16 protein-coding genes and 1 pseudogene are annotated in these 21,787 nt (G+C 32.8%); 10 read left to right on the top strand and 7 right to left on the bottom strand.

The genetic code is table 11. From position 1 onward, the window contains the following. Window positions 1-4: 4 nt before the first annotated feature. Window positions 5-424: a hypothetical protein gene (locus tag NK356_RS00410; RefSeq protein WP_034691899.1), complete on the top strand. Its 420-nt coding sequence runs from the start codon at window positions 5-7 to the stop codon at window positions 422-424. Between the two features lie 105 nt (window positions 425-529). Here NK356_RS00410 and NK356_RS00405 read toward each other — a convergent pair whose 3' ends face one another. Next, window positions 530-964 (bottom strand): META domain-containing protein, encoded by a 435-nt coding sequence (locus NK356_RS00405; protein WP_253315919.1) that lies wholly within the window; start codon window positions 962-964, stop codon window positions 530-532. A gap of 86 nt (window positions 965-1,050) precedes the next feature. Between NK356_RS00405 and NK356_RS00400 the strand changes: the two genes are divergently transcribed. The 3 genes from NK356_RS00400 to NK356_RS00390 all read left to right on the top strand — a co-directional run bounded on the left by NK356_RS00400 (window position 1,051) and on the right by NK356_RS00390 (window position 5,172). Further along, window positions 1,051-3,258, top strand: coding sequence for a S46 family peptidase (locus NK356_RS00400; protein ID WP_051934175.1), 2,208 nt, complete (start codon window positions 1,051-1,053; stop codon window positions 3,256-3,258). Between the two features lie 78 nt (window positions 3,259-3,336). Continuing rightward, entirely contained in the window at window positions 3,337-3,813 is a 477-nt protein-coding gene (locus NK356_RS00395) for a YdeI/OmpD-associated family protein (protein ID WP_253315918.1), read from the top strand. Between the two features lie 132 nt (window positions 3,814-3,945). After that, window positions 3,946-5,172 carry a spondin domain-containing protein gene (locus tag NK356_RS00390; RefSeq protein ID WP_253315917.1) on the top strand — a complete coding sequence of 409 codons (1,227 nt, stop codon included), beginning with the start codon at window positions 3,946-3,948 and terminating at the stop codon, window positions 5,170-5,172. 86 nt (window positions 5,173-5,258) lie between these two features. Here the strand turns inward: NK356_RS00390 and NK356_RS00385 are convergent, their stop codons facing one another. The 3 genes and pseudogenes from NK356_RS00385 to NK356_RS00375 form a co-directional block, all read right to left on the bottom strand. Next, the gene (locus tag NK356_RS00385; RefSeq protein ID WP_253315916.1) at window positions 5,259-5,549 is read right to left on the bottom strand and encodes a hypothetical protein; all 291 of its coding nucleotides are present in this window, start codon (window positions 5,547-5,549) and stop codon (window positions 5,259-5,261) included. A 160-nt stretch (window positions 5,550-5,709) separates the two neighbouring features. Next, window positions 5,710-8,817 carry a non-ribosomal peptide synthetase gene (locus NK356_RS00380; protein ID WP_253315915.1) on the bottom strand — a complete coding sequence of 1,036 codons (3,108 nt, stop codon included), beginning with the start codon at window positions 8,815-8,817 and terminating at the stop codon, window positions 5,710-5,712. Between the two features lie 443 nt (window positions 8,818-9,260). Then, a pseudogene (locus NK356_RS00375) lies at window positions 9,261-9,944 on the bottom strand (YifB family Mg chelatase-like AAA ATPase); the annotation flags it as partial. 120 nt (window positions 9,945-10,064) lie between these two features. On the opposite strand from NK356_RS00375, the gene NK356_RS00370 reads away from it, so the two are divergent. The 4 genes from NK356_RS00370 to NK356_RS00355 are packed head-to-tail and all read left to right on the top strand — an operon-like array spanning window position 10,065 to window position 14,404. Then, a complete protein-coding gene (locus NK356_RS00370; protein ID WP_253315914.1) occupies window positions 10,065-10,712 on the top strand; it encodes a TnsA endonuclease N-terminal domain-containing protein in 648 nt (215 codons plus the stop codon). Beyond that, window positions 10,709-12,544 (top strand): Mu transposase C-terminal domain-containing protein, encoded by a 1,836-nt coding sequence (locus tag NK356_RS00365; protein ID WP_253315913.1) that lies wholly within the window; start codon window positions 10,709-10,711, stop codon window positions 12,542-12,544. The genes NK356_RS00370 and NK356_RS00365 overlap by 4 nt, the downstream gene beginning before the upstream one ends. Further along, the gene (locus NK356_RS00360) at window positions 12,532-13,428 is read left to right on the top strand and encodes a TniB family NTP-binding protein (protein ID WP_253315912.1); all 897 of its coding nucleotides are present in this window, start codon (window positions 12,532-12,534) and stop codon (window positions 13,426-13,428) included. The genes NK356_RS00365 and NK356_RS00360 overlap by 13 nt, the downstream gene beginning before the upstream one ends. Further along, window positions 13,415-14,404 (top strand): TniQ family protein, encoded by a 990-nt coding sequence (locus NK356_RS00355; protein ID WP_253315911.1) that lies wholly within the window; start codon window positions 13,415-13,417, stop codon window positions 14,402-14,404. Before NK356_RS00360 ends, NK356_RS00355 begins: the two co-directional genes overlap by 14 nt. Here the strand turns inward: NK356_RS00355 and NK356_RS00350 are convergent. Further along, window positions 14,394-16,085, bottom strand: a complete 1,692-nt coding sequence (locus NK356_RS00350; protein ID WP_253315910.1) for a hypothetical protein — start codon at window positions 16,083-16,085, stop codon at window positions 14,394-14,396. The genes NK356_RS00355 and NK356_RS00350 overlap by 11 nt on opposite strands. Before the next feature lie 58 nt (window positions 16,086-16,143). Between NK356_RS00350 and NK356_RS00345 the strand changes: the two genes are divergently transcribed. Together NK356_RS00345 and NK356_RS00340 are read left to right on the top strand one after the other, a co-directional pair. Continuing rightward, window positions 16,144-18,300, top strand: a complete 2,157-nt coding sequence (locus tag NK356_RS00345) for an ATP-dependent endonuclease (protein ID WP_253315909.1) — start codon at window positions 16,144-16,146, stop codon at window positions 18,298-18,300. Between the two features lies 1 nt (window position 18,301). Beyond that, window positions 18,302-20,101 (top strand): UvrD-helicase domain-containing protein, encoded by a 1,800-nt coding sequence (locus NK356_RS00340; protein ID WP_253315908.1) that lies wholly within the window; start codon window positions 18,302-18,304, stop codon window positions 20,099-20,101. Window positions 20,102-20,194: 93 nt separating this feature from the next. On the opposite strand, the gene qatD is transcribed toward NK356_RS00340, so the two are convergent. Both qatD and qatC read right to left on the bottom strand, forming a co-directional pair. Continuing rightward, window positions 20,195-20,929, bottom strand: a complete 735-nt coding sequence (qatD, locus tag NK356_RS00335; protein WP_253315907.1) for a Qat anti-phage system TatD family nuclease QatD — start codon at window positions 20,927-20,929, stop codon at window positions 20,195-20,197. An 8-nt stretch (window positions 20,930-20,937) separates the two neighbouring features. Beyond that, the gene (gene qatC / locus NK356_RS00330; RefSeq protein WP_367399288.1) at window positions 20,938-21,786 is read right to left on the bottom strand and encodes a Qat anti-phage system QueC-like protein QatC; all 849 of its coding nucleotides are present in this window, start codon (window positions 21,784-21,786) and stop codon (window positions 20,938-20,940) included. Between the last annotated feature and the right edge of the window lies 1 nt (window position 21,787).

Raw genomic sequence — 21,787 nt, 5'->3', positions numbered from 1 at the left:
CGTCATGAAAATAGCATATATTATCCCATTATTATTTCTAAGCACTTTTATTTATGCTCAGGAAAGTAAAAAAACGGCTCCTGTAGAAGAAGATCAGGCACTGGTTGTAAAACAGGCAAAAGAACAACAGGCTGCCCAAATTCAGGCCGCTAAGGAAAGAATTGAAAAAAATGCAGGAAGTACAGGTTTAGCTTCTGATCAGGGGTTGGAAGTCAAAAAACAGGAATCCAAGCCCAAAGCAGCTGCAGACAATTCAGGAAAGCTTCTCCCCAATACAGCAAGTCTTGAAGATATTAAAAAAACCATCCCAAACAGACAGGCATATCACAATAGTATAAATTCTAGGAACACAAAAACGACAGTTACCGGGCTGCCCAACACAGCAACTCTGGAAGAAATAAAAAAAACAATTCCCAAAAACTAATGACTCTCAAAAACTGGTAACCTCAAAAAGCTGATAACCAAACTAGATTTTTCAAACAAAGAAGTCCGCTACAAGGCGGACTTTTTATATTGGAGAATGGTATTATTAATCCCAATCAGCAGCTACAAATTTCATTGAATTTCCATGATCGTCGGATAAGGTAAGAAAATGCCCTTCAATAGAATAATGAGTCATGGTCTCAATCTTTCTCTGAAAAGAGCTTTCAAGATTCATATCCTGACAGGCTTTCATTGTACTTATTCCTTTTGAAATCTTTACTTTTCCTCCTTTTTTAAATTCAGAAACAAAAGACATCCGGTTACAGCCCATGTAAGCATTTGCCTGAATTTTACCCTTCATCATATTGCCTGTAAGATTCATTTCGGCTTTATTGGCGATCAGTTGATCCCTTGAAAAACCATCCAGTGAAACCAGCATCCATTGTCTTTGGAGGGCAGGATTTTTATCCGGCATTGCAGAGCAATTCAAAACAACACCCAAAAGTAAAATTGTAAAAAGTGGTAATAGTATCTTTTTCATGCGGATTATCATCCCATTTTCATACCATTCCGGGACAGAATCTCGTAAAAATTAGTAAATTAGCGACACAAAAATTATTTTATAAAATGAAAAGACTATTTCTACTATTCACTTTCTTACTGGGCTTTGCTCAGATGAGGGCGGATGAGGGGATGTGGCTGCTAATGCTCATCAAAAGACTTAACGGTGTTGATATGCAAAAAGAGGGTCTACATCTTACGCCTGAAGAAATTTATTCTGTGAACAATTCAAGCTTAAAAGATGCTATCGTAAGTTTCGGTGGTTTCTGTACAGGTGAAATTGTTTCGGATAAAGGACTTATATTTACCAACCACCACTGTGGTTACGGTGCTGTTGCTGCGGCTTCTACACCAGAAAAAGATTATTTGAAGAACGGTTTCTGGGCAATGAAACAGAAAGACGAATTCAATGCAAAGGATCTTTATGTAAGATTTTTAGTGAGAATGGATGATGCTACGCAAAGAATCAATTCTAAACTAAACAACAATATGACCGGAGCAGAGAGAAAAGCTGTGATTGATGCTGAAACTAAAGCAATCCAGACTGAAAACTCTGAAAACGGGAAATATACTGTAGTAGTAAGAGATTTCTTCAATGGAAATGAATTCTATTATTTCGTATATCAGGATTATAAAGATATCAGATTAGTAGGTGCTCCACCTTCATCATTAGGAAAATTCGGAGGAGACACAGACAACTGGGAATGGCCAAGACACACTGCTGACTTTACCGTTTTCAGAGTGTATGCTGATGCTGCAGGAAACCCTGCTGAATATTCTCCAAGCAACACTCCTTTGAAACCTAAGCACTTCCTTCCGGTTTCTCTTAAAGGAATTAAGCCTGGTGACTTCTCAATGATCTTAGGATATCCTGGAAGAACAAACCGTTACCTGACTTCTTACGGAATTCAGCAGATGGTAACTAAAGATTACCCGGCATGGGTTGAAGCTTCTAAATTGGCTATGGATGTAATGAAAAAATACATGGACAAAGATAAAGCGACTCAACTTAACTATGCTTCTCAATATGCTTCTGTAGCTAACTACTGGAAAAACAGACAAGGAACTATCGATGCAGTAGAGAAAAACGGAACGATTTCTGACAAGCAAAAGATCGAAGAAACTTATAATAAGTGGGCTGCAATGCCTGGAAACGACCAATACAATGGCGTTTTAGAAGATATTGGAATATACTATAAGCAAGTTTCTGAAAGAAATGTTGAAAGAAACTATGCTACTCAGTTTACAAGAAATGCCAAATATATTACCCTTGCTGCTCAGGTAGGATCTGTTCTTAAAGCGTATGCTGCTCAGGATATGCAGGGAAGATTAGCGATGAAAGCTAAAACAGAAGCTGCTATCAAAGCTGCTTATGAAAACTTCAATCCATCTTTGGAAGGAGAAATGCTTGCAGCTATGACAAGTCTTTACCAGGCAAGAGTTAAAAACCCAGACGTTGCTTCTGCTACTATTTTAGGTTTGGATGCTAAGACTGTTTCTAACTTAGCGTATTCTTCAATCTTCGCTAATAAGACTTCTGCAACAAACTTCTTATTGAACCCGGATGCATTGAAACTTGATGCTGATCCACTTTGGAAAGCAGCTAACGGAATTGTTGCTGATCAAAAAATAAGCATGGAAAGATTTGTAAAAATAGATGATAATTTTGCGAAAAATAACCGTCTGTTCCTAGCTGGTTTAATGAAAGCTATGCCTGAGAAGAAATTCTACCCGGATGCTAACTCTACAATGAGATTAACTTACGGTACGGTAGATAAATTGCCTATCAGAAATGACAGAAATTATTTCGGTATTACGGATAACTATTATACAGATATGACTGGTCTTGTTGGAAAATACAAGAAAGGTGATGAAGAATTTGATCTTCCTCAAAGAGTGATTGATCTTTACAACCTTAAAGATTTCGGTCAGTATGCTGATGCTGCAGGTTATATGCCTGTAAACTTCCTTTCTAACAACGATATTACTGGTGGTAACTCTGGTTCTCCGGTAATTGACGGAGACGGTAACCTTATCGGTATTGCTTTTGATGGAAACAGTGAAGCATTAAGCGGAGATATCGTATTCGAGCCTGAATGGCAGAAAACCATCAACGTAGACGTTCGTTTCGTTCTTTGGACAATCGATAAATATGCTGGTGCAAGAAGATTAGTTGACGAATTGAAGCTTGTAAGAGATGCAAACACTCCGGCTGATACAAAAACTAAAAACTCAGGGACTACGACAACCCCTAAGAAAATAAACAAAAAATAATCTTATTGGATCTATTTTTGAAAACCGTGAAATTTACTTTCACGGTTTTTTTATTTTTGATTATTAAAATATTTCATCATGAAGCTTAACCCTATTGAATTCATAGCCATTATTCAGCAGAACGGAGAAATGAATGCTGCATTCGTAGAATTTCCATTTTCTACAGAGGAATTGTTTCATACAAAAGGACAGGTAAAAATTAAAGCCCTATTTGATGATAAGATTGAATACCGTGGAAACCTTGTCAAAATGAAATCCGACTGTCATATTTTAGGACTGACTCAGGAAGTAAGAAAACTGTTGGATAAAACTTTCGGGGATGAAGTCTCTGTTGTTCTTACTGAAGACAAGGAGGAAAGAGTGGTTGAAATTGCTGATGATATCGCTTCTGTTTTTAATAAAAATCCGGAAGCAAAAACTTTATTTGACAAGATGAGCTATACTCACAAAAAGGAATACATCCGTTGGATTGAAGAAGCCAAGAAACCGGAAACAAGAGAGAACAGAAAGGCAAAAATGATTCTGATGATTCTGGATGGGAAAAAGGGGATATAGACCGCTTTACTTTTCCCTCTCAAAACGATACATTTAAAAAAAATTGAAATAAGAAAATATTTTTTGTCAGGATCTCAAAAAGTAGCCGACTATAGTTACAGATATCAATTATAACTATAAAAATTTACTTTTATGAACAAGTTTATTTTCAGAACATCAGTTTTAGCTGCAGCTACTCTAGCTGCGTTTTCCTTAACTTCATGCAGTGATTCTAATAACGACATGATGATGGACATGGGTTTTCAAAGATCCATTACTTTTGAAAACGTTGTAACTCCCAAAGATTTTGTAGAAAGCGGAAGTTTTCAGGGAACAGGAACGCCTCCTATTATTTTACCCGGACAATCTGTTTCTGTTAAATTCAGTGCAGGAAAAACACAGGCTTTAATGTTTGCAACGATGTACGGAGCTTCAAAAGACTGGTTTTTCGCGTCCCAGCAGCCGGGCATCAAATTGTTTGACTCCAATGGAAATGCTATTACCGGAGATGTTTCTTCAAGTGTCCGATTGTGGGATAACGGAAGCAAAGATGACATCACAGGACAGGTTGAAAGCAAACCCATTATGCAGGTTCCTAATGTCAATGCTTCACAACTTATGAAGCTTAACCTTACTTACAATGACGTAACTTCAGAATTTACCCTGACCATTACCAATACCTCTGGCGGAACAGCCAATGAAACTCCTTTTTCTCCCGGTGTATGGGCAGTTTCCAACTACAATGGATCTCAGCTGCTGAACAGTGCTCCGTTTTTTACACCTAACGCTTTATCCAATCCTGAAATCACAGATATTGCTCAAATGGGAAATATCAGTAAAATGATGACGAAACTGAATGCCAATACAGGAATTATGACAGGGCTTTCTCCTGCCTTGGTGGTTGTTTATCGTGGTGATAAAAATCCAATTTATGAATTAGGCAAATTAGACAGTGGAATGGGACTGAAAGATATTGCACAGTTTGGAAATGTAGCCAAGCTTCAAAACAGTTTAAAATCTTTACCGAATGTTAAAGGAGTATATATTGCAGGAAATGCTCCTGTAACTCCCGGAAGTAAGGTAACCACTAACTTTAATGCTGAACCTGGCGATAAAATTGCCTATGCAACCATGTTTGGTTTCTCCAATGACTGGTTCTATGCCAATGAACAGAGCATTGATGCCAATACTAAGGGAGACCTAAGCTCAAAAACCTCATTATTTGATTCCGGGACGGGTATTGACCAATATCCGGGAGCGGGAAATCATCAGGCCTTATTCGGAGGAACTCCGCAAAGTGAAAATAAGGTTATTTCCAAAGTAGGAACTTTCTATCCTGTTCCTGCTGTTCAGAATGTGATTAAGGTAACCGTTAACTAGTCTTCATATAAAATATAAGAAGGGTCAGGCAATAATGTCTGACCATTTTCTTTATATTGTCCTCACAAATAAAAGTATACGCCTGATTATGGTTTTAGCTCACCTTCCAAATACTGTTCACCTCCTCCATTGGTAATGGTTATAAAACCTTCATAATGATTTACCTTTACTCCCAGATCATTGTTTATTTCTTTAAAATATCCAGCTTTTTCTCTGTTGTAGATGGGATCTCCCTGCCAAAGAAACTTTGCAGATTGTCCTGTTTTATTTTGAAACGTAAGAACCCTCAACGGGTTTACAAATCCCCCGGATTTAAGATCTACCACTGCACTTTCGTTAGCTGCAAAATCTTTAGACAATACAATAATTGTATTCATTTATTTTTTCTTTGGTTTCAGTTAATTAAAAAAGGGATAAGTATTTCTCATTACCCTGATACAAATTTCATTCTCTGCAACGACAAAACTTGACGTATTTATTCAACAAAAAAATAAAAGCCCAAGCAGGATCTGTCTGGGCTTTTTCCATTATTAAATTCTATTCAACCGGAATTCCAAGATATTGTAAATAGGAATCCAACAGTTTTTTATCAAATACCGGTTCCTGAATGCCTGATCCTTCCAGATACTGAATAACATTGGAGCAATCCCATACATAAGTATTCTGGTAAAGCTCTACGGTAGATAAACCTTCATGCATATTATCTCTGAAAAGACTCGTCAATGGATACAAACGGTTTTTGCTGTCATCTTCCCACTGTTTTCTCCATTCTTTATAAGGAAGGTCTTTGAGTGGGAAAGGATAATATTTTTTCATGAGTCCAAAGAAATCTTCCAAGGTAAGATTGGTTTCAGGACGGGCAATCAGGTTGAATTTCTTCCCTATTGCTTCTTTATTTTTTGTGATATGAGCCATCGCTTTAGTCATATAATCTACGGTAATAAGACCTTCTCTAAGCTCAGTGAGTGCGGGATAAGATTTGAATTCTATACAATTTTTCACCAATCCTGACCACCATTGATAAGAGGCACTTGCGCCTGTTTTACTGTGACACATGGCATATCCGAGACGGTAAGTAATTAATGGCAGTCCTTCTTTTGCTGCTAAATCAGCAACGGCTTCCATCACCCATTTACTTCTTACATAACCAATATCTTTACTTACAGACATCAGATTTTGTTCAATATCATCAGATTCCAACATTACTGTTTTTCCTGTAAATAAATGCCCCCAGCTGTATACGGAAATGGTTGATAGTAATGCGAGACATTTTGTTCTTTCCGCTCCTGCCAGTTTGATGATTTCTCTTAATCCTTCTACATTGGGAGCTTTCATATAGGAATAAGGTTCGATAAAGTTGACTGAGCTTCCGGAATGATAAATCAAATCGGTTTGCTTTGCCAGCTTTATAAATATTTCTTCTGACAATCCTAAGGATGGCAGAGCCAGATCTCCAATAACAGGAATGATTCTTGATTTCTGTTCTACATGTTGAGGAATATGATATTGCTTAAAACATCTGTCAATTTTTTCCATGGCATAAAACTCATCCTGAGCTCTTACAAGACAATAAATATCAGCATTTGTCGTATCAAGAAGCTCCTGTAACAGGTGAATTCCTACAAAACCTGTGACACCTGTTAAAAATATTGTTTTTGGGTTTTCCACCTGCTGAGGATCAAATCCACCTGCAAAAACAGTTCCCGGAGCAAGATAAACATCTTTCTGGAGCTCAACATATGGTTCTACATCTTCCATGGGGATTGCTTCCCTTGCCTCTCTGGATCTGTTAATAAGAACTTCTGACAGTTGCTGCAATACGGGATACTGATATATATCCCGCAGATACACTTTTACATCCAGCTTTCTCTGCAAAGCAACCGCTACCGTTGCAACCAACAGAGAGTTTCCTCCAATATCAAAGAAATTATCAGTGATATTGATGACAGGACGCTCCAATGCAGACGACCAGACATCTGCAATAATTCTTTCGGTTTCGTTAGTTGGAGGCTCAAATGAGATCAATTCTTTTGCTTCTTTATCAGCCAGATCCTTTAATATCTGTGTATCTGTTTTTCCATTTGCCGTTAACGGAATTTTATCTATAAAAATAATTTGTGCGGGAATCATGTAGCCAGGAAGTTCTTCTTTCAATTCATTTCGGACTGATGAAATATCTGCTATTGCTCCAGGAGTCAATACAATAAAGGCAATCAGATATTTGGTGCTTCCTTCCGTTTCTTTACCAATAACCATAGCTTCTTTAATATTTTCCTGCTGGATCAATGAACGTTCTATCTCTCCCAGTTCCACTCTGAAGCCACGAATTTTTACCTGATTATCAATCCTTCCCAAGAATTCAATATCACCATCCGGATTCCATTTGGCCAGGTCTCCTGTACGGTAGATCTTCTCTGCTTCATTGAATGGGTTGGTAATGAATTTAGCATCAGTAAGTTCTTTATTATTAAGATATCCTTTTGCTAAAAGGTTTCCCCCAATACAGAGTTCTCCTACAGCTCCTACAGGCAGCAATTCCTTATTTTCTCCTAAAATAAATGCTTTTGCATTGGCAATCGGTCTGCCTATAGATGAAACATATTTCCCGTTAATATCTTTCACTTTTTTATAAGTAGCATAAACGGTACATTCTGTGGGACCGTAATAATCTATCAGTTCGTAACTTAGTTCTGAGGTAAGCACTGGTTTTAGCTTTTCACCTCCTGTAAAGAGATATTTCAGTTTCAGATCATTATAATTACCGGAATAATTAACTACCGCCGGAGCTAAAACAGAAGGTGTAAAACCGTGCGTAATCTGATTTCTTCTATAATAATCAAGTAAAGCAAGTGCATCCGTTCTGTCTTCATTATTAGCAATAAAAATAGTGGCTCCGGAAGCAAGAGCAGACCACATTTCCCATACAGAGATATCAAATGCCAACCCTGCCACAAGAGTTAATTTTGAGCTATGATCCACATGAAAATGATGATTATGCCATGTTACCAGATGTTGTATAGCCTGGTGGTCTACCATTACACCTTTGGGCTTACCCGTTGAGCCTGAGGTATAAATTGTGTATGCCAGGGCATTCTGATGAATATTAATTCCCGGATATTCTGATGATAAATGATTAAGATTCTCCATATGACTCAGATCAAATACTTTTGTCTTTTCAGTCTCTGATAAAAGTTCTCCAGGAATTTGATTGGTAATGATAAGATCAGCAGAGGTATCGGAAAGAATATATTCTACTCTTTTCACAGGATAAGCAGGGTCTATCGGAACGTAGGCTGCACCTGTTTTGATAACTCCAAGTATCGCAATGGCCCATTCCAAAGAACGGTCCAGCCAGATAGGAACATATTTTCCTTCTTTGATACCACGGCTCAATAACAGGTTGGCGAGCTGATTGCTTCTATGATCCAGCTCTCCGTAAGTAATCTCCTGATCCTGGTAAACTACGGCAGTCTTATCAGGATGGAGGATTGCCTGTTTCCGGAAAAGAGATTCCAAGGTGTCTTCATGATGATAATCCCAACCGGTTTTATTGAACCTGTTGAGTAATTTTTCTCTGTCTTCAGAGGACAATAATACTGTTGAACCTGATGACAGACTTTCTAATGAGGGAATGGTGTTTGACATAATAATCTGATTTGGTTTGGGTTAAAAATTTATAAAGTGGGATTTCAATTACAGAAAACATCTAAAAAGTAAAGACATAAGGGATAACCACCGTTTATTTACTAAATGTGTTTCCTGTTAGTTTTTCAAAACTGAATGATATAGGGTATAAACCGACCTCTCTATGAGCGGGACGGCAGGCCGTATTCAAACGTTATGTATCTATTCGAAAAAGAAGGAAGAGTTTATTTCGTCTATCCTTTATAAGTGGGATACACTTCCTACGTAGTATTTATGAATTTGATTTCCATAATATGATATTTTAAATAATTTGGTAATCAAACTTAACATAATATTTTAACTTATGTGTTACATAATTACTATGTTAACTTCACATATAAGAATTAAACTTATGAAAACAAAACTGAGTATTTAGTTTTAAATCAATCAAATAGAATAAAAAATTAAGCGTTCCAGAATTCACGATCCAGACTTCTGTATTGTATGGCTTCGGAAATATGATGGGACAGAATATTTTCGGATTCTTCAAGGTCTGCTATTGTTCGGGCTACTTTAAGGATTCTGTCATAAGCTCTTGCTGAAAGATTAAGTTTTTCCATCGCTAATTTGATGAGACTGAAAGAGGTTTCATCCAGTTCACAATAGGCTTCAATTTCCTTAGGTCCTATTTGGGCATTGCTGCTGATATTGAGCTTTTGATATCTTTTATTCTGAATATCCCTTGCTTTCAAAACCCGCTCTCTGATGTCTTTGCTCTTCTCTCCTTTTCTTTTCTCGGAAAGTTGCTCAAACTCTACTTTCTGAACTTCGATATGGATATCTATTCTATCTAAAAGCGGCCCTGAAAGTTTATTCATATACCGCTGCATTTCATAAACAGATGAGGTATTATTAGGATCATCGGGAAAGAACCCGCTTGGACTGGGGTTCATAGAAGCTACCAACATAAAACTTGCCGGATAGTTGGCCGTAAATCGGGCTCTTGAAATCGTTACCTCCCGATCTTCCAAAGGCTGTCTCATGACTTCCAGCACTGTTCTCTTAAATTCGGGCATCTCATCCAGAAACAAAACCCCGTTATGAGCAAGAGAGATTTCTCCTGGTTGCGGATAACTTCCTCCTCCTACTGTAAATTGCAACAGTATTTGATAATAATCAATCCATTTACCATAGTTTTTACAAAAGAAAATGATAATCGAGACTTCTTAAAATAATTTTTAACTTTAATTACACAAAAGATGTTGATAATGAGTCACAAAAAAGTTAGAGAGATTGGACTATCCAATTTAAGCTTGACAGGAAATATATATAGTGCTAAAGCAAATGAAATAGTAAACTTTGAATCCTCATTAGAGCGGGATTATATTTATTTATTAGAATATGATACTAAAGTTTATAAATACTATGAACAGCCATTAAAAATATACTACGGAAATAATCAATATTATGTACCTGATTTTTTCGTAAAATATCATTCAAAAGATGTAAAAAGCGAGCTTATTGAAGTAAAATACTTAATTGATCTTGCCGAAAATAAAGAAAAATATAGACCTAAGTTTGAAGCAGCTCAAGCATTTTGCTCTGATAATGGGCTAAAATTTAAAATTATTACTGAAGAGAAAATACGTAATGGTTACAGATTACAAAATGCAAAGTTTCTATTAGGATACAGAAATCCAAAAGTTGGGTTTGATGATGGTTTTATGACTATTTTAGAGAAGATTATAGAAAATCATCAACCGATTTCAATACAAGAGACTCTTGATCTGGCAATTACTTGTGAAGAAAAAAAAGCTGAATTATTATATGTGCTGCTTCATATGTTATCTAAAAGATATATAAATTTTGATGAAACAACTAAATTAACAATGGATACTACAATATTTTTAGAATGAGGGATAGAATTTTTATTAGTAAAGGTGAAAAGGTATTATACAATGATGCTTTATGTATAATAGTAAGGATTATTGATATAGATACACTATCAATTGAAGAAATTAAAACAAATATAATCCATACCGTTAAAATAGCTGAGCTAGAAAGTATTAAAAACTTCAACGAAGACAACGAAAAGGACCTTGTTTCCTTATCAGATAAGGAATGGGAAAAGGCCCAGTACAGGTATAATCTGATTAGTCCAATATTAAAAAAAAGAGGTGACTATCAGCTGATTTCTTCAATATCCCAAAAGAGTAATGTCAGTGTTCCCACAATTTACAGATGGGTTAAGATATTTGAAACCTATGGCACAGTTTCCTCACTTATTGGAAAGAAGAAAAATGGTGGGCAAGGAAAGAGTAGATTACCAGAAGAGCTAGAAAATATTATAGCAAATAAAATACATTCAGTTTACCTTAATCAATCAAAAAAGTCAATAAATAAAACTATAAGAGAAGTAAATTTAGAGTGTGATAAATACTCTATTGAGCCACCACACCCTAACACAATTCGTAATAGAATTAAAAATATTTCTGATGAAGAAAAAGTAAGAAAAAGATTAGGAATAAAGGAAGCAAAATATAAATATGAACCTCATAGAGGTAGTTTTGAAGGGGCACAATATCCCTTATCCATAGTACAAATTGATCACACATTAGTTGATATTGTACTTGTAGATGAGCAATATAGAAAACCGCTGAAAAGACCTTGGCTTACCCTAGCAATCGATGTTTATAGTAGAATGGTTATTGGTTTATACCTTTCGTTTGAGCATCCGGGGGCATTAGGCACAGGAATGTGTATAGCTAATTCTATATTACCAAAAGAATCATGGTTAAATTCATTAGAAATATCTGGGGAGTGGCCCTGTTGGGGGATAATGGATACTGTACATCTGGATAATGCAAAAGAATTTAGAGGAAATACTTTACGAAAGTCCTGTGCTAATTATGGAATTAATATTGAATTCAGACCAGTTGCTACTCCGCATTTTGGAGGACATATAGAACGTATTTTAGGAACATTTTCGAAGGAAATTCACAATTTACCTGGAACAACTTTCTCTAATATTCAAGATAGAAAGAATTATGATTCGAAAAAAAATGCATCTTTCACACTATATGAATTTGAAAAATGGTTAGTCATATATATTACTAAAATCTACCATAAAAGAATTCATTCTAGTCTAGATATAACTCCGGAACAGAAATTTAAACAGGGAATTTTAGGAGGTCCTGAAATTATAGGACGAGGAATTCCTCCTAGAATTAACAGTGAAAGGAAAGTAAGATTAGATTTTATGCCGATAATAAAGAGAACCGTTCAAGAATATGGAATTGTTATTGATCATATCCATTATTATAGTGATGTATTAAAAAGTTTCATACATGATGCCAATATCAAAGGTGAAAAAACACAACATATATTTAGAAGAGATCCTAGGGATATTAGTTCTATTTACTTTTACGATCCACAAAAAAATGATTATTACGATATTCCTTACAGAAACATGTCCCTACCTAAAATATCGATCTGGGAATATCGGGAAATTCTAAAAATAATAAAAAGTAAAAAAATTAAGGTAGATGAAAAATCAATTTTTGAAGCTTACCGAGAATTAGATGAGATAGAAAAAAGAGCTATGAGAAATACAAAAATTCAAAATAGTAAATCTTATAGTAAAAATAAAGTACATACAATGTTAGACGAAAATCCTCTGATTCAAAATGAGCAGAAAAATGATAATGATATAAAACCATTTGACGATATTGAAATATGGAACATATAGCAGATAATTTAAAAACCTTCATTGTTAACTCTTCTAGTGAAGAAAGAATACTATATACCAAAGAGTTTAAATGGATAGGTTACACTAAAGCTAAAATCATTTTAGATAAAATGGTAGATTTAACAACATATCCAAAAGGGCATAGAATGCCAAATCTTTTACTTGTTGGAGAGTCAAATAATGGAAAAACAGCTTTACTAAAAAAATTTTGTAGATCACATCAATCATATGTTGATGAAAAAACTGCAAAATTAAAATGTCCTGTATTAATGATTCAGTCCCCTCCTGAACCAGATGAAAAAAGATTCTATAATGCAATTTTAAACTCAGTATTAGCACCAACGAAAACATCTGAAAAAATCGAGAATAGACAAAATCGAGTAATTCATCTTTTAAAAGAACTTGAAGTTAAAGTGTTAATTATTGATGAAATACATCACGTTCTTGCCGGTACGATTTCTAAACAAAGATTATTTTTAAATGTTATAAAATATTTATCTAATGAATTAAATATACCACTAGTTTGTTCCGGAACAAAACTGGCCTTTAATGCAATACAAACCGACTCACAACTATCCAATCGGTTTGAACCTAACATTCTTGTTAGATGGGAAAATAACACCGACTATAAAAGACTTTTAGCAAGTTTTGAAAAAGTACTCCCTATCAAAAAAAGATCAAATCTTATAGAAGATAAATTGTCTAACAAGATCCTTCTAATGAGTGACGGGCTAATAGGAGAAATTTCTAAAATATTAGAATTATCAACAATATTAGCTATTAATACAACGAGTGAAAAAATAACTTTAGATATACTCAATGAGATAGATTATATAGCTCCACAAAATAGAAAAAAAGCTTTTTTTAACAATGGTATATATTAAGTCTTTTGATAAAGATATTTTCCCTCTATATATTTCCCCAAACAAGAATGAACTTTTTAGCTCTTGGATAAATAGGCTATCCATTAACCATCAAGTTAAAACGCAAACTTTTCTTAAGAATTTTTTTCCGAAATCTAGTAGTTACTTTACAAGAGACATTGATATTCTAGCGCCAAATAATTTGATAGAAGTAATTAACAAGCATACTCCCTTGTCTATCTCACAGATTAATAGTCTTTTTTTAAAATCTCTTGAAGGTTATGCTTTCGAAAACATTAGTACTAAGACAACAACAATAAATGTTCTTCCAATCGGAATAGTTAATAGGTCTAAGTTTAAATATGGCCTCCAAGCTTGTGTAAAATGTTTAAATGAACACAATTACTATCAAAAACAATGGAGGCTAAGCACTTCTATTTTATGTATGGACTGTAAACTATACTTGATTGATAGATGCCCTGGATGCAATCACCCTCTACATTTTTTTAAAATTAATAAAGGTGGAAATAGGTTATATCCAACAAATGGGTTTAAGTCATTTAATATTTGCTACAATTGTTTTTTTGATTATAATTTGATTGACTTAAAACATTTAGTTGTAAGTAAAAAATCTGATTTACAATATCAGAAGTATATTAATTCAACTATTGATATGGGGTACAATGAATTCACTTCGTATTCATTTTTATTTATAAAAGTATTTTTAATAATTGCTAATAGGCTTAGAAGTAACTCACATAAAGGAATATTTAAACAATTTATTAAAAACACATATCGCTTCGATTTAGAAATAATCAATCAAAATATTAGTTTTTGGGATGTTCAAACAAGAATTGATACTTTTCCTCTTATCTTTAAAATACTTAAAGATCAAAAATTTTTGGATTTACTTAACCACTATAAAATAGCTAAATCTTATATATACCATGAAAAGTCTGGAATACCATATTGGTTTGAAAAAAATCTTATTTATTAATTTTCTTATATATAGTGTCTCCAATTTTTTGAATGGTATCTCTCTCTGTAAGCCCATATCTATGATTAACAGGTTGTATGACTTCTAAAAGCATTTTTTCTCTTATAGAGTCAAATCTTATTTTCTTACTTTGATAATCCTTGCTCAATGTACCATCATAAAATATTGAACTCCAGCTAAATTTTACATTTTTATGATCAAGGGTTCTAATAAGTTTAGTCAAATTTTTATCATTTTTTTGCTGTGTTGGTATATTTGATAGGTTTTCTACTATACCAATATTCCTATATAAGCCTGTTTCAATAATGAAAAACTCCCTATTATTTAATCTAGCAATAGCAATTATAATATAAGGTATTTTCGAGTTTTCAGGTTCGTAATATGAAAACTTTTCATCTGTAGAATCATTAATTGTCGCAAAGCTGATATTTACTCCTTTTTGCTTTAGATATTCAAGAATTTTCAAAAAAAGGTCAGAAGAATTTTCTTGAATAGCAATATAATTGATTGCTTGAACATTGCTTCCCGTTGTTGTCTGATTACTTAATATTCCCTGCTCTTCTACATTATTTACAACAGTATTTCCCTTTATATAATTTTGATCATTTAGTATTTTCTTTGTTTTTTTATAATGAGGAGAAACTAAGAATACATCATTATCAACTGTTACTTCTTCAACTTCCAAATTAGGATTTGTAACCACTGCAGGTGAATCGGATACTAAATCTAATATTTCTTCTCCATCTATTGTTATATTGTCAGTATATGTATTAGGATTTCCTTGATTATTTTCGGCTGAACGAGTATCTACAAGTGCTACTGGCTCAATATCTTGATCATTAATATAAAAGGGGTAATCTTTTTTATTGGGTTCAACATTTAACAATCTGTAGGCGAAAAATTTGTTTTTAGCAATCATTTGCCCTATAACAGTTGCTTTAATTGGAAAGTTAAATGGTATATTATAGAAAATCTCTCCTGAAAGTTGTCCCCTTTTGTCTTCTTTTTGTTTCCACAATAAACTATAAAAACTATTTACAGCTTTTCTTAATAAATACATTCCTGTTTTATTTTCATCTCTATCGGTAAACCAATATTTACCAATAAGCTTTGCTTCATTTTGCCCTATCCCAATAGTATTATCAAAGACGAATTTACTTTCTAATAAATCTCTACTTATAAACCCTTTGTTAAATTTTTCAAAATCTGTGATTATATTAATGACTTTAGTGGAATAATAATAAAAAAATTGACTAATTAAACTTAAAGAAATAAACGTATTATGACTAAAAGAATAATATGCTTTATTATCAATTTGGTTAGCAAAAGGGGTGTTCTCGAAAAATTCTTCACAAGAACCTACTCTAAAATTTCTATAGTTTGACAATATAACTTCTCTTTTTTCTATTTTTTTATGATTCTTATTTAAATCACATACAAATTTTCCATTGCAATCATAAATATCTGCCAACTTAAATTTATTGACAATTTGTTCTACTATTTCTTCTATGATAATTTCCTTCAAATTCCAATCTTGAGAATTATAAAAATCAGATGAATTCACTCTTATAAATTTAACTTCTCTATATAAAATTTCATCTCTAAAAGTTATCTTTCCAAAATTAAAAAGCATCCAAAAATCTCCTTCCTTAGAATAACTCTTTATTTTTTTTAAAATCATATTAAATTCATATTTTAGTGATATGTACAAAAGTTGAAGATAATAATTTAATTATAAAATGTTTATATCAAAAGTATCCCTTATAAACTATAAAAATTTCTCTAATGCATGTTTTTATTTCAATAAAGGCATTAATACAATCATTGGAGAAAACGGCTCAGGAAAAACCAATGTCTTTCGGGCTATTCGGCTATTATTAGAAGATTCGTCTCTACAGTATGCGTATAAATTATCAGAAAGCGATTTCAATAGGACTCTTGATAATAGAACTCTTGATAATGGCAAATGGAAAGGGCATTGGATTATCATAAGTATAGAGTTTGATGAAATTAATGATGAAGAAGCTATTCAGGCATTATTTATACATGGAGCCGGTATTATTAAAGATAAATCAGTAAAAAAAGCAACATACAATCTTTTTTTTCGACCAAAAGCTGATATTAGACAAAAGCTCTCAGAGCTAAAGTTAGGTGATAGAAAAGGATTAGAAAATCTACTTGAAGGACTAACTATAGAAGAAAATTACGAAACATTATTTACAGGAAAAAGTACTGCTGACTTTAATGATCCTAATGTTTACAAGGAATTAGTAGGTGATTTCGAAAATGTAAGTTTTCCTTCTACAAATTTAGATGCTTTAAAATTTGGTGCTAAAATTCCACATCAGCTATCGGTGTCTAAAGAAATTTCTTTCACATTTATTCAAGCCTTGCGAGATGTTGTAAGTGATTTCCATAATAATAGAACCAATCCTCTACTAAATCTTTTAAAAAATAAAAGTGGCGAAATAACTGAAGCCAGTTATAAACCTATAAACGATCTGGTTAAAAAATTAAATGATAAAATAGAAGAACTTGATGATGTACAAAATATTAGAAAGGATATAAAAACAACTATTCAGGGAGCTGTAGGCCAAACATATTCACCTTCATCCTTATCTATAAGATCAAGTGTTCCTAATGATCCGGACAAATTATTACAGTCTTTAAAACTATATATTGGAGAACCTTATGAAGATTATGAAGGAGGAATACATGAATTAAGTTTAGGAGGGGCCAACTTAATTTTTTTAACTTTAAAATTACTTGAATTTCAATATAGAAAATCTCAGGATACTCATGCTAATTTTTTAATGATTGAAGAACCTGAGGCTCACATACACAATCATATTCAAAAAACATTATTTGATAAACTGAATTATGGTGATACACAAATTATTTATTCGACCCATTCTACTCAAATATCCGAAGTAAGCAACGTGGAAAACATCAATATACTTGCAAAGAAGCTAAATTATACTGAAGTATACCAGCCTGCTAATAATTTGAAACCTGAAAACATCAATCAGATTCAGAGATATTTAGATGCTGTCAGAACAAATTTATTATTTGCAAAGGGGGTAATATTAATTGAGGGGGATGCCGAGGAAATATTAATCCCAATAATGATTAAAAAATTATTAGGAATTAGTCTCGATGAACTTGGTATAAGCTTAATAAATATTAGAAGCACAGGTTTTGAAAATGTTGCACAGTTATTCCATAAGGATAGGATCAAAAGGAATTGTGCTATTTTGACTGATTTAGATGAGGCAATTTGTGACACGAAGGTTAATGAAGATGATGACATAAAAACAATTAAATATAAAAACCTAATTGAAGCATCTAAGAAAAAAGGAAAAGCTAGAAAAGAAAAATTAGACATTTTCCAAAAAGGCAACCCTTGGCTTAAAACATTTTATGCTTCATATACTTTTGAAGTTGATTTTATTAAGGCTGGAAATTCATGGGAAGTTGTTCAGACCCTTAAAAGTACTTATAAAGACCAAACGACAGTAGATTTAGCAAAAAAAGAACTTGAGTCCAAAAATGTTTCTATTTATGGAAGACGAGTTTTAACTATAGCTAAGCAAGAGGGAAAAGGATGGTTTGCAATAAAACTAGGCAAATATATTTCTTTTAGAACCTACCTTCCGGAATATATTTTAGATGCTATTATTTTTGTGAAGGAAGATTTTTCACCAAACCTTATCGCTGATATAGTTGACTATAGAATCGCTCAAAATTTCACAAATGATAATAAATTAGATTTTAGCTCTTTAAAACCAATTTTAATTGATTATAGAGATGGAAAGAGCTCGTTAGACCAAGTCATAGCTTCTCTAAAAAATATTACTAACGATGAAGCATTAGCTTTTTTTAAAAAATTAAAATAATATGTTTTTTTGGGAAGAAAATAGTTTAAACAAAGACCAAGAAAATGCTATTTTTGAGAAAAATAGTGTTTTGCTAATAGCTTGCCCTGGAAGTGGAAAAACAAGAACACTAACTTATAAAATGGCTTATGAACTAAGTCGCCTTAAAACGAAAAAACATTTTGTAATTGCAATTACATATACTAACAATGCAGCTGATGAAATTAAAGAAAGAGTTGAAATGTTAGGCGTAGATGTTTCTCAATTATGGATTGGAACAATCCATTCATTTTGCTTAGAATGGATTATTAATCCTTACCATCTTCATTTAGACATGCTAAAAAATGGCTTTAGAGTAATTAATTCATATGATTCTGAAACCCTTTTAACACAATTATGTGAGCCCTACAGAAATGAAAGAATTACTTATTGGGACTGTGGAATAATAGCCAAAACGGATGGATATCATTTAACATGCTCAAATAGAAATAAACACGAATCTTTAAAAAAGATTTATTCCGAGTACTTTAAGACTTTACAACAAAATAATCAAATCGATTTTGAACAGATACTCTTTTTAGCATATTCTCTTCTGAAACAAAACCCTATTATATGCTCAATTTTGGCTAAACTTTTTCCTTTTATATTAATTGACGAATATCAAGATACTAAAGAGATTCAATATCATATTATTTCTCAAATATTAAAAGCAAACAATGGCGATTCAAAAACATTAATTGTAGGAGATCCTAATCAGTCAATCTATCAGTCATTAGGAGGTTATGCAATGCCTCAAAAAGAACTAGAAGAACTATTTGGTTTTAAGCTAATAGAACTTGGTTTAACTCATAATTATAGATCTTCTCAATCTGTTATTAATTACTTTGATTACTATAAAACTTTCCCAAATACAATAATTGCTTCAGGAGAGCACAAAGACTATCCAAGTACTATAACTTTTAATTTTAATATTTCTCTTAATGATTTAGTTAAAGAAATTTCTAGACTTATTCTAATCAATATAAAAGAAAAGAAAATCTCTCCAAATGAAATATGTATAGTTGCCCCACAATGGGCACATATAGCAAGCATTACTAGACGTTTAATGATTGAACTACCAAACTTAAGTTTTGACGGACCAGGTATGGCACCTTTTTCAAGAGATATTGAAAATTTTTGGTTTAAAGTGTCCCGAATTGTGCTTACAGAGCCCTCACCGCATTTGTATGTTAGAAGAATGAGATGGAGTAAAGAAGTTTTAGATACTTTAGAAGCTGCGGGGATAGATATTTCAAATTTAACCCCCAAATTATTGTTAAAGATTTGTAATTCAATCGAAATAGATGAAAATAATGGCTTGGCTTATCTAAGGTTCTTCTTTGATGAAATATGTAATAAATTAGCAATTCAGCTTGATAATTACTCATTATTGAAAGAACATTACATCTCTTTTTTTGAAAGCTCCGAGCAAAGAATAAATAAACTTATTCGAGAGGGTCATACTTTTATTGGAGATATTGATAATTTTAGGAAAGTTTTCAAACAGAAAGAAGGAATTACAGTGTCTACAATCCATGGTGTAAAAGGAGAAGAATATGACACCATGATTGGATTTGCTTTATTAGATGATTATGTGCCACACTTTAGTGACCAAAACAAACTTGAAAGCTCAAAGAAGTTATTATATGTTTTAGCCTCACGAGCAAGAAAAAATCTTCATATCATATCAGAAAGAGAGCGAGCTGTAGATTATCGTAATCCTCATGGAAAAGCTCCAACACCATATCTTTTAACATATGATTTTAAATATAATATTTTATAAACTGATTCTTTATAAAAATATAAGCCATGTAATTTCTTGTATGGCTTATATTTTATCTATGTATCAATACAGATTCCATAATTTAATACTAAATCAATGCTTAATTGATAAAATATTTCTGAAATTATCATGCAACTTTCTCTGTAATATTTCTGAATGACATTTCTTTAATGCACTTAACTCCTGAATAAGAGATTCTGCGTTGTAAGGAATTTTGCTACTTTTATCAACTCCAATAAAAGGGCTATCTGACTCCAATAATAATCTGTCATCTGGTATATTTTTTATAATATTTAAACCATTTTTAGACTTCAACATAGCTGAATTTATTGAAAAATAAAATCCATAAGATAAAGCTGTCTCTAAATCTCTTAAAGAGCCAGAGTACCAGTGCAAAATAATAGTGCCAGGAAAACTATTACCCAAAATTGATAAAACTTCCTTTTCTGCCTTTCTTGAATGAATTGTTAATATTTTATCACGTTTTTCGGCACAAGCAAAAATAATTTTTTCAAAAATCTGCTTTTGCTTAGTGAAATCATCAACTGATTTTTTTTGATTATCTAATCCTATTTCACCTATATATTTAGTTTCATCAAGGTACTTAAGAAATAATTCTAACTGGTCACTAAATTTAAAAACTAATTCTGGATGATAACCTAAGGCCGGGCGAACATATTTATATCCTTCACACAATTTTTTTGTATGAAAAAAAACCTTTGGAAGATTCGTTACAGCTATAGTATAAATCTGTCTTTTTTCAATATTTTTAATAAGTGATTGTGGATCTTCAAATAAATCTAAGTGTAAATGAGTATCAAATAACATTAAGCTTTTTAACTATTTAAAAATTGTTCAACTTCCGACATGCCCCTTTTATAAACTGAAATGTATTCATTTAGCTCATTTAAAGTGGAGTAAGGAATAGGGCCTGATCTTATAATTTGCAAAGCTAGTGAATGTTCATTATTAATATCTGATAATTTTTCTAATCCAATCTTAAATGCGCGATAATCAGACCCTTTTTTATATTTTTGAGTAGGAACCGATTCTCTCACATCTCCAATTGCATAGGATGTGAAAATTTCTCCAGCTTGATACTCGGATGCTTGGCGAATTAAGCACGGAACGCAATATCCACAATTAAGAGGTTCTCTTCCTAAAAATCTTCCATTCTCTGGATGGGAACATGACATGGTTATGGCAATATGTTCTTTTAAAAAGTCAATGTCTTCACATTGCAATATCATTTCACCCTTAGTTTTAAACCTATAAGGATTTTCAATTTTATTGTTTATTCCTAATTTTTCAAATATACTATTTAATCCATCCACAAAAAACGGATGGGTAGTTCTTGTACTGTGGCTACTAAACCTTGATTTTGTAAGAGGTATATTTAGTGAAATAAGACCATTTTCTGGAAGAATCATCTGAATACTATCATCAATACTATTAGCAACGGCAACCCCAAGTGTTATGAATAAGAAAGAACGTGCTCTTGAAGAGTTCTCTTTTTCTGCTGTAGAATTTTTTTGATTTGGCTGTACCCAAAATTTTTGAGATGTAAAACTTGTATTGCCAAACTGAGCTTTTAAAGCCCCTAAAACTTTATCTTGAATTTTGCTTTCAGAAGTTTTGTGATGACTTACGAAAAAAGGTACCTCCCCATTTGATAAAAGATCTATT

It is taken from the genome of Chryseobacterium sp. S0630 (assembly GCF_024158915.1).
GTDB lineage: Bacteria > Bacteroidota > Bacteroidia > Flavobacteriales > Weeksellaceae > Chryseobacterium.
The sequence above is the reverse complement of the archived record's forward strand: the minus strand, read 5'-3'. Positions and strand labels throughout refer to the sequence as shown.

Coding starts and splice junctions, on each gene's coding strand:
- NK356_RS00360 (WP_253315912.1), top strand. CDS start 12,532: ATGGAACATATAGCAGATAATTTAAAAACCTTCATTGTTAACTCTTCT.
- NK356_RS00355 (WP_253315911.1), top strand. CDS start 13,415: ATGGTATATATTAAGTCTTTTGATAAAGATATTTTCCCTCTATATATT.
- NK356_RS00365 (WP_253315913.1), top strand. CDS start 10,709: ATGAGGGATAGAATTTTTATTAGTAAAGGTGAAAAGGTATTATACAAT.
- NK356_RS00410 (WP_034691899.1), top strand. CDS start 5: ATGAAAATAGCATATATTATCCCATTATTATTTCTAAGCACTTTTATT.
- NK356_RS00340 (WP_253315908.1), top strand. CDS start 18,302: ATGTTTTTTTGGGAAGAAAATAGTTTAAACAAAGACCAAGAAAATGCT.
- NK356_RS00400 (WP_051934175.1), top strand. CDS start 1,051: ATGAAAAGACTATTTCTACTATTCACTTTCTTACTGGGCTTTGCTCAG.
- NK356_RS00380 (WP_253315915.1), bottom strand. CDS start 8,817: ATGTCAAACACCATTCCCTCATTAGAAAGTCTGTCATCAGGTTCAACA.
- NK356_RS00405 (WP_253315919.1), bottom strand. CDS start 964: ATGAAAAAGATACTATTACCACTTTTTACAATTTTACTTTTGGGTGTT.
- NK356_RS00395 (WP_253315918.1), top strand. CDS start 3,337: ATGAAGCTTAACCCTATTGAATTCATAGCCATTATTCAGCAGAACGGA.
- NK356_RS00370 (WP_253315914.1), top strand. CDS start 10,065: ATGAGTCACAAAAAAGTTAGAGAGATTGGACTATCCAATTTAAGCTTG.
- NK356_RS00390 (WP_253315917.1), top strand. CDS start 3,946: ATGAACAAGTTTATTTTCAGAACATCAGTTTTAGCTGCAGCTACTCTA.
- qatD (WP_253315907.1), bottom strand. CDS start 20,929: ATGTTATTTGATACTCATTTACACTTAGATTTATTTGAAGATCCACAA.
- NK356_RS00350 (WP_253315910.1), bottom strand. CDS start 16,085: ATGATTTTAAAAAAAATAAAGAGTTATTCTAAGGAAGGAGATTTTTGG.
- NK356_RS00345 (WP_253315909.1), top strand. CDS start 16,144: ATGTTTATATCAAAAGTATCCCTTATAAACTATAAAAATTTCTCTAAT.
- NK356_RS00385 (WP_253315916.1), bottom strand. CDS start 5,549: ATGAATACAATTATTGTATTGTCTAAAGATTTTGCAGCTAACGAAAGT.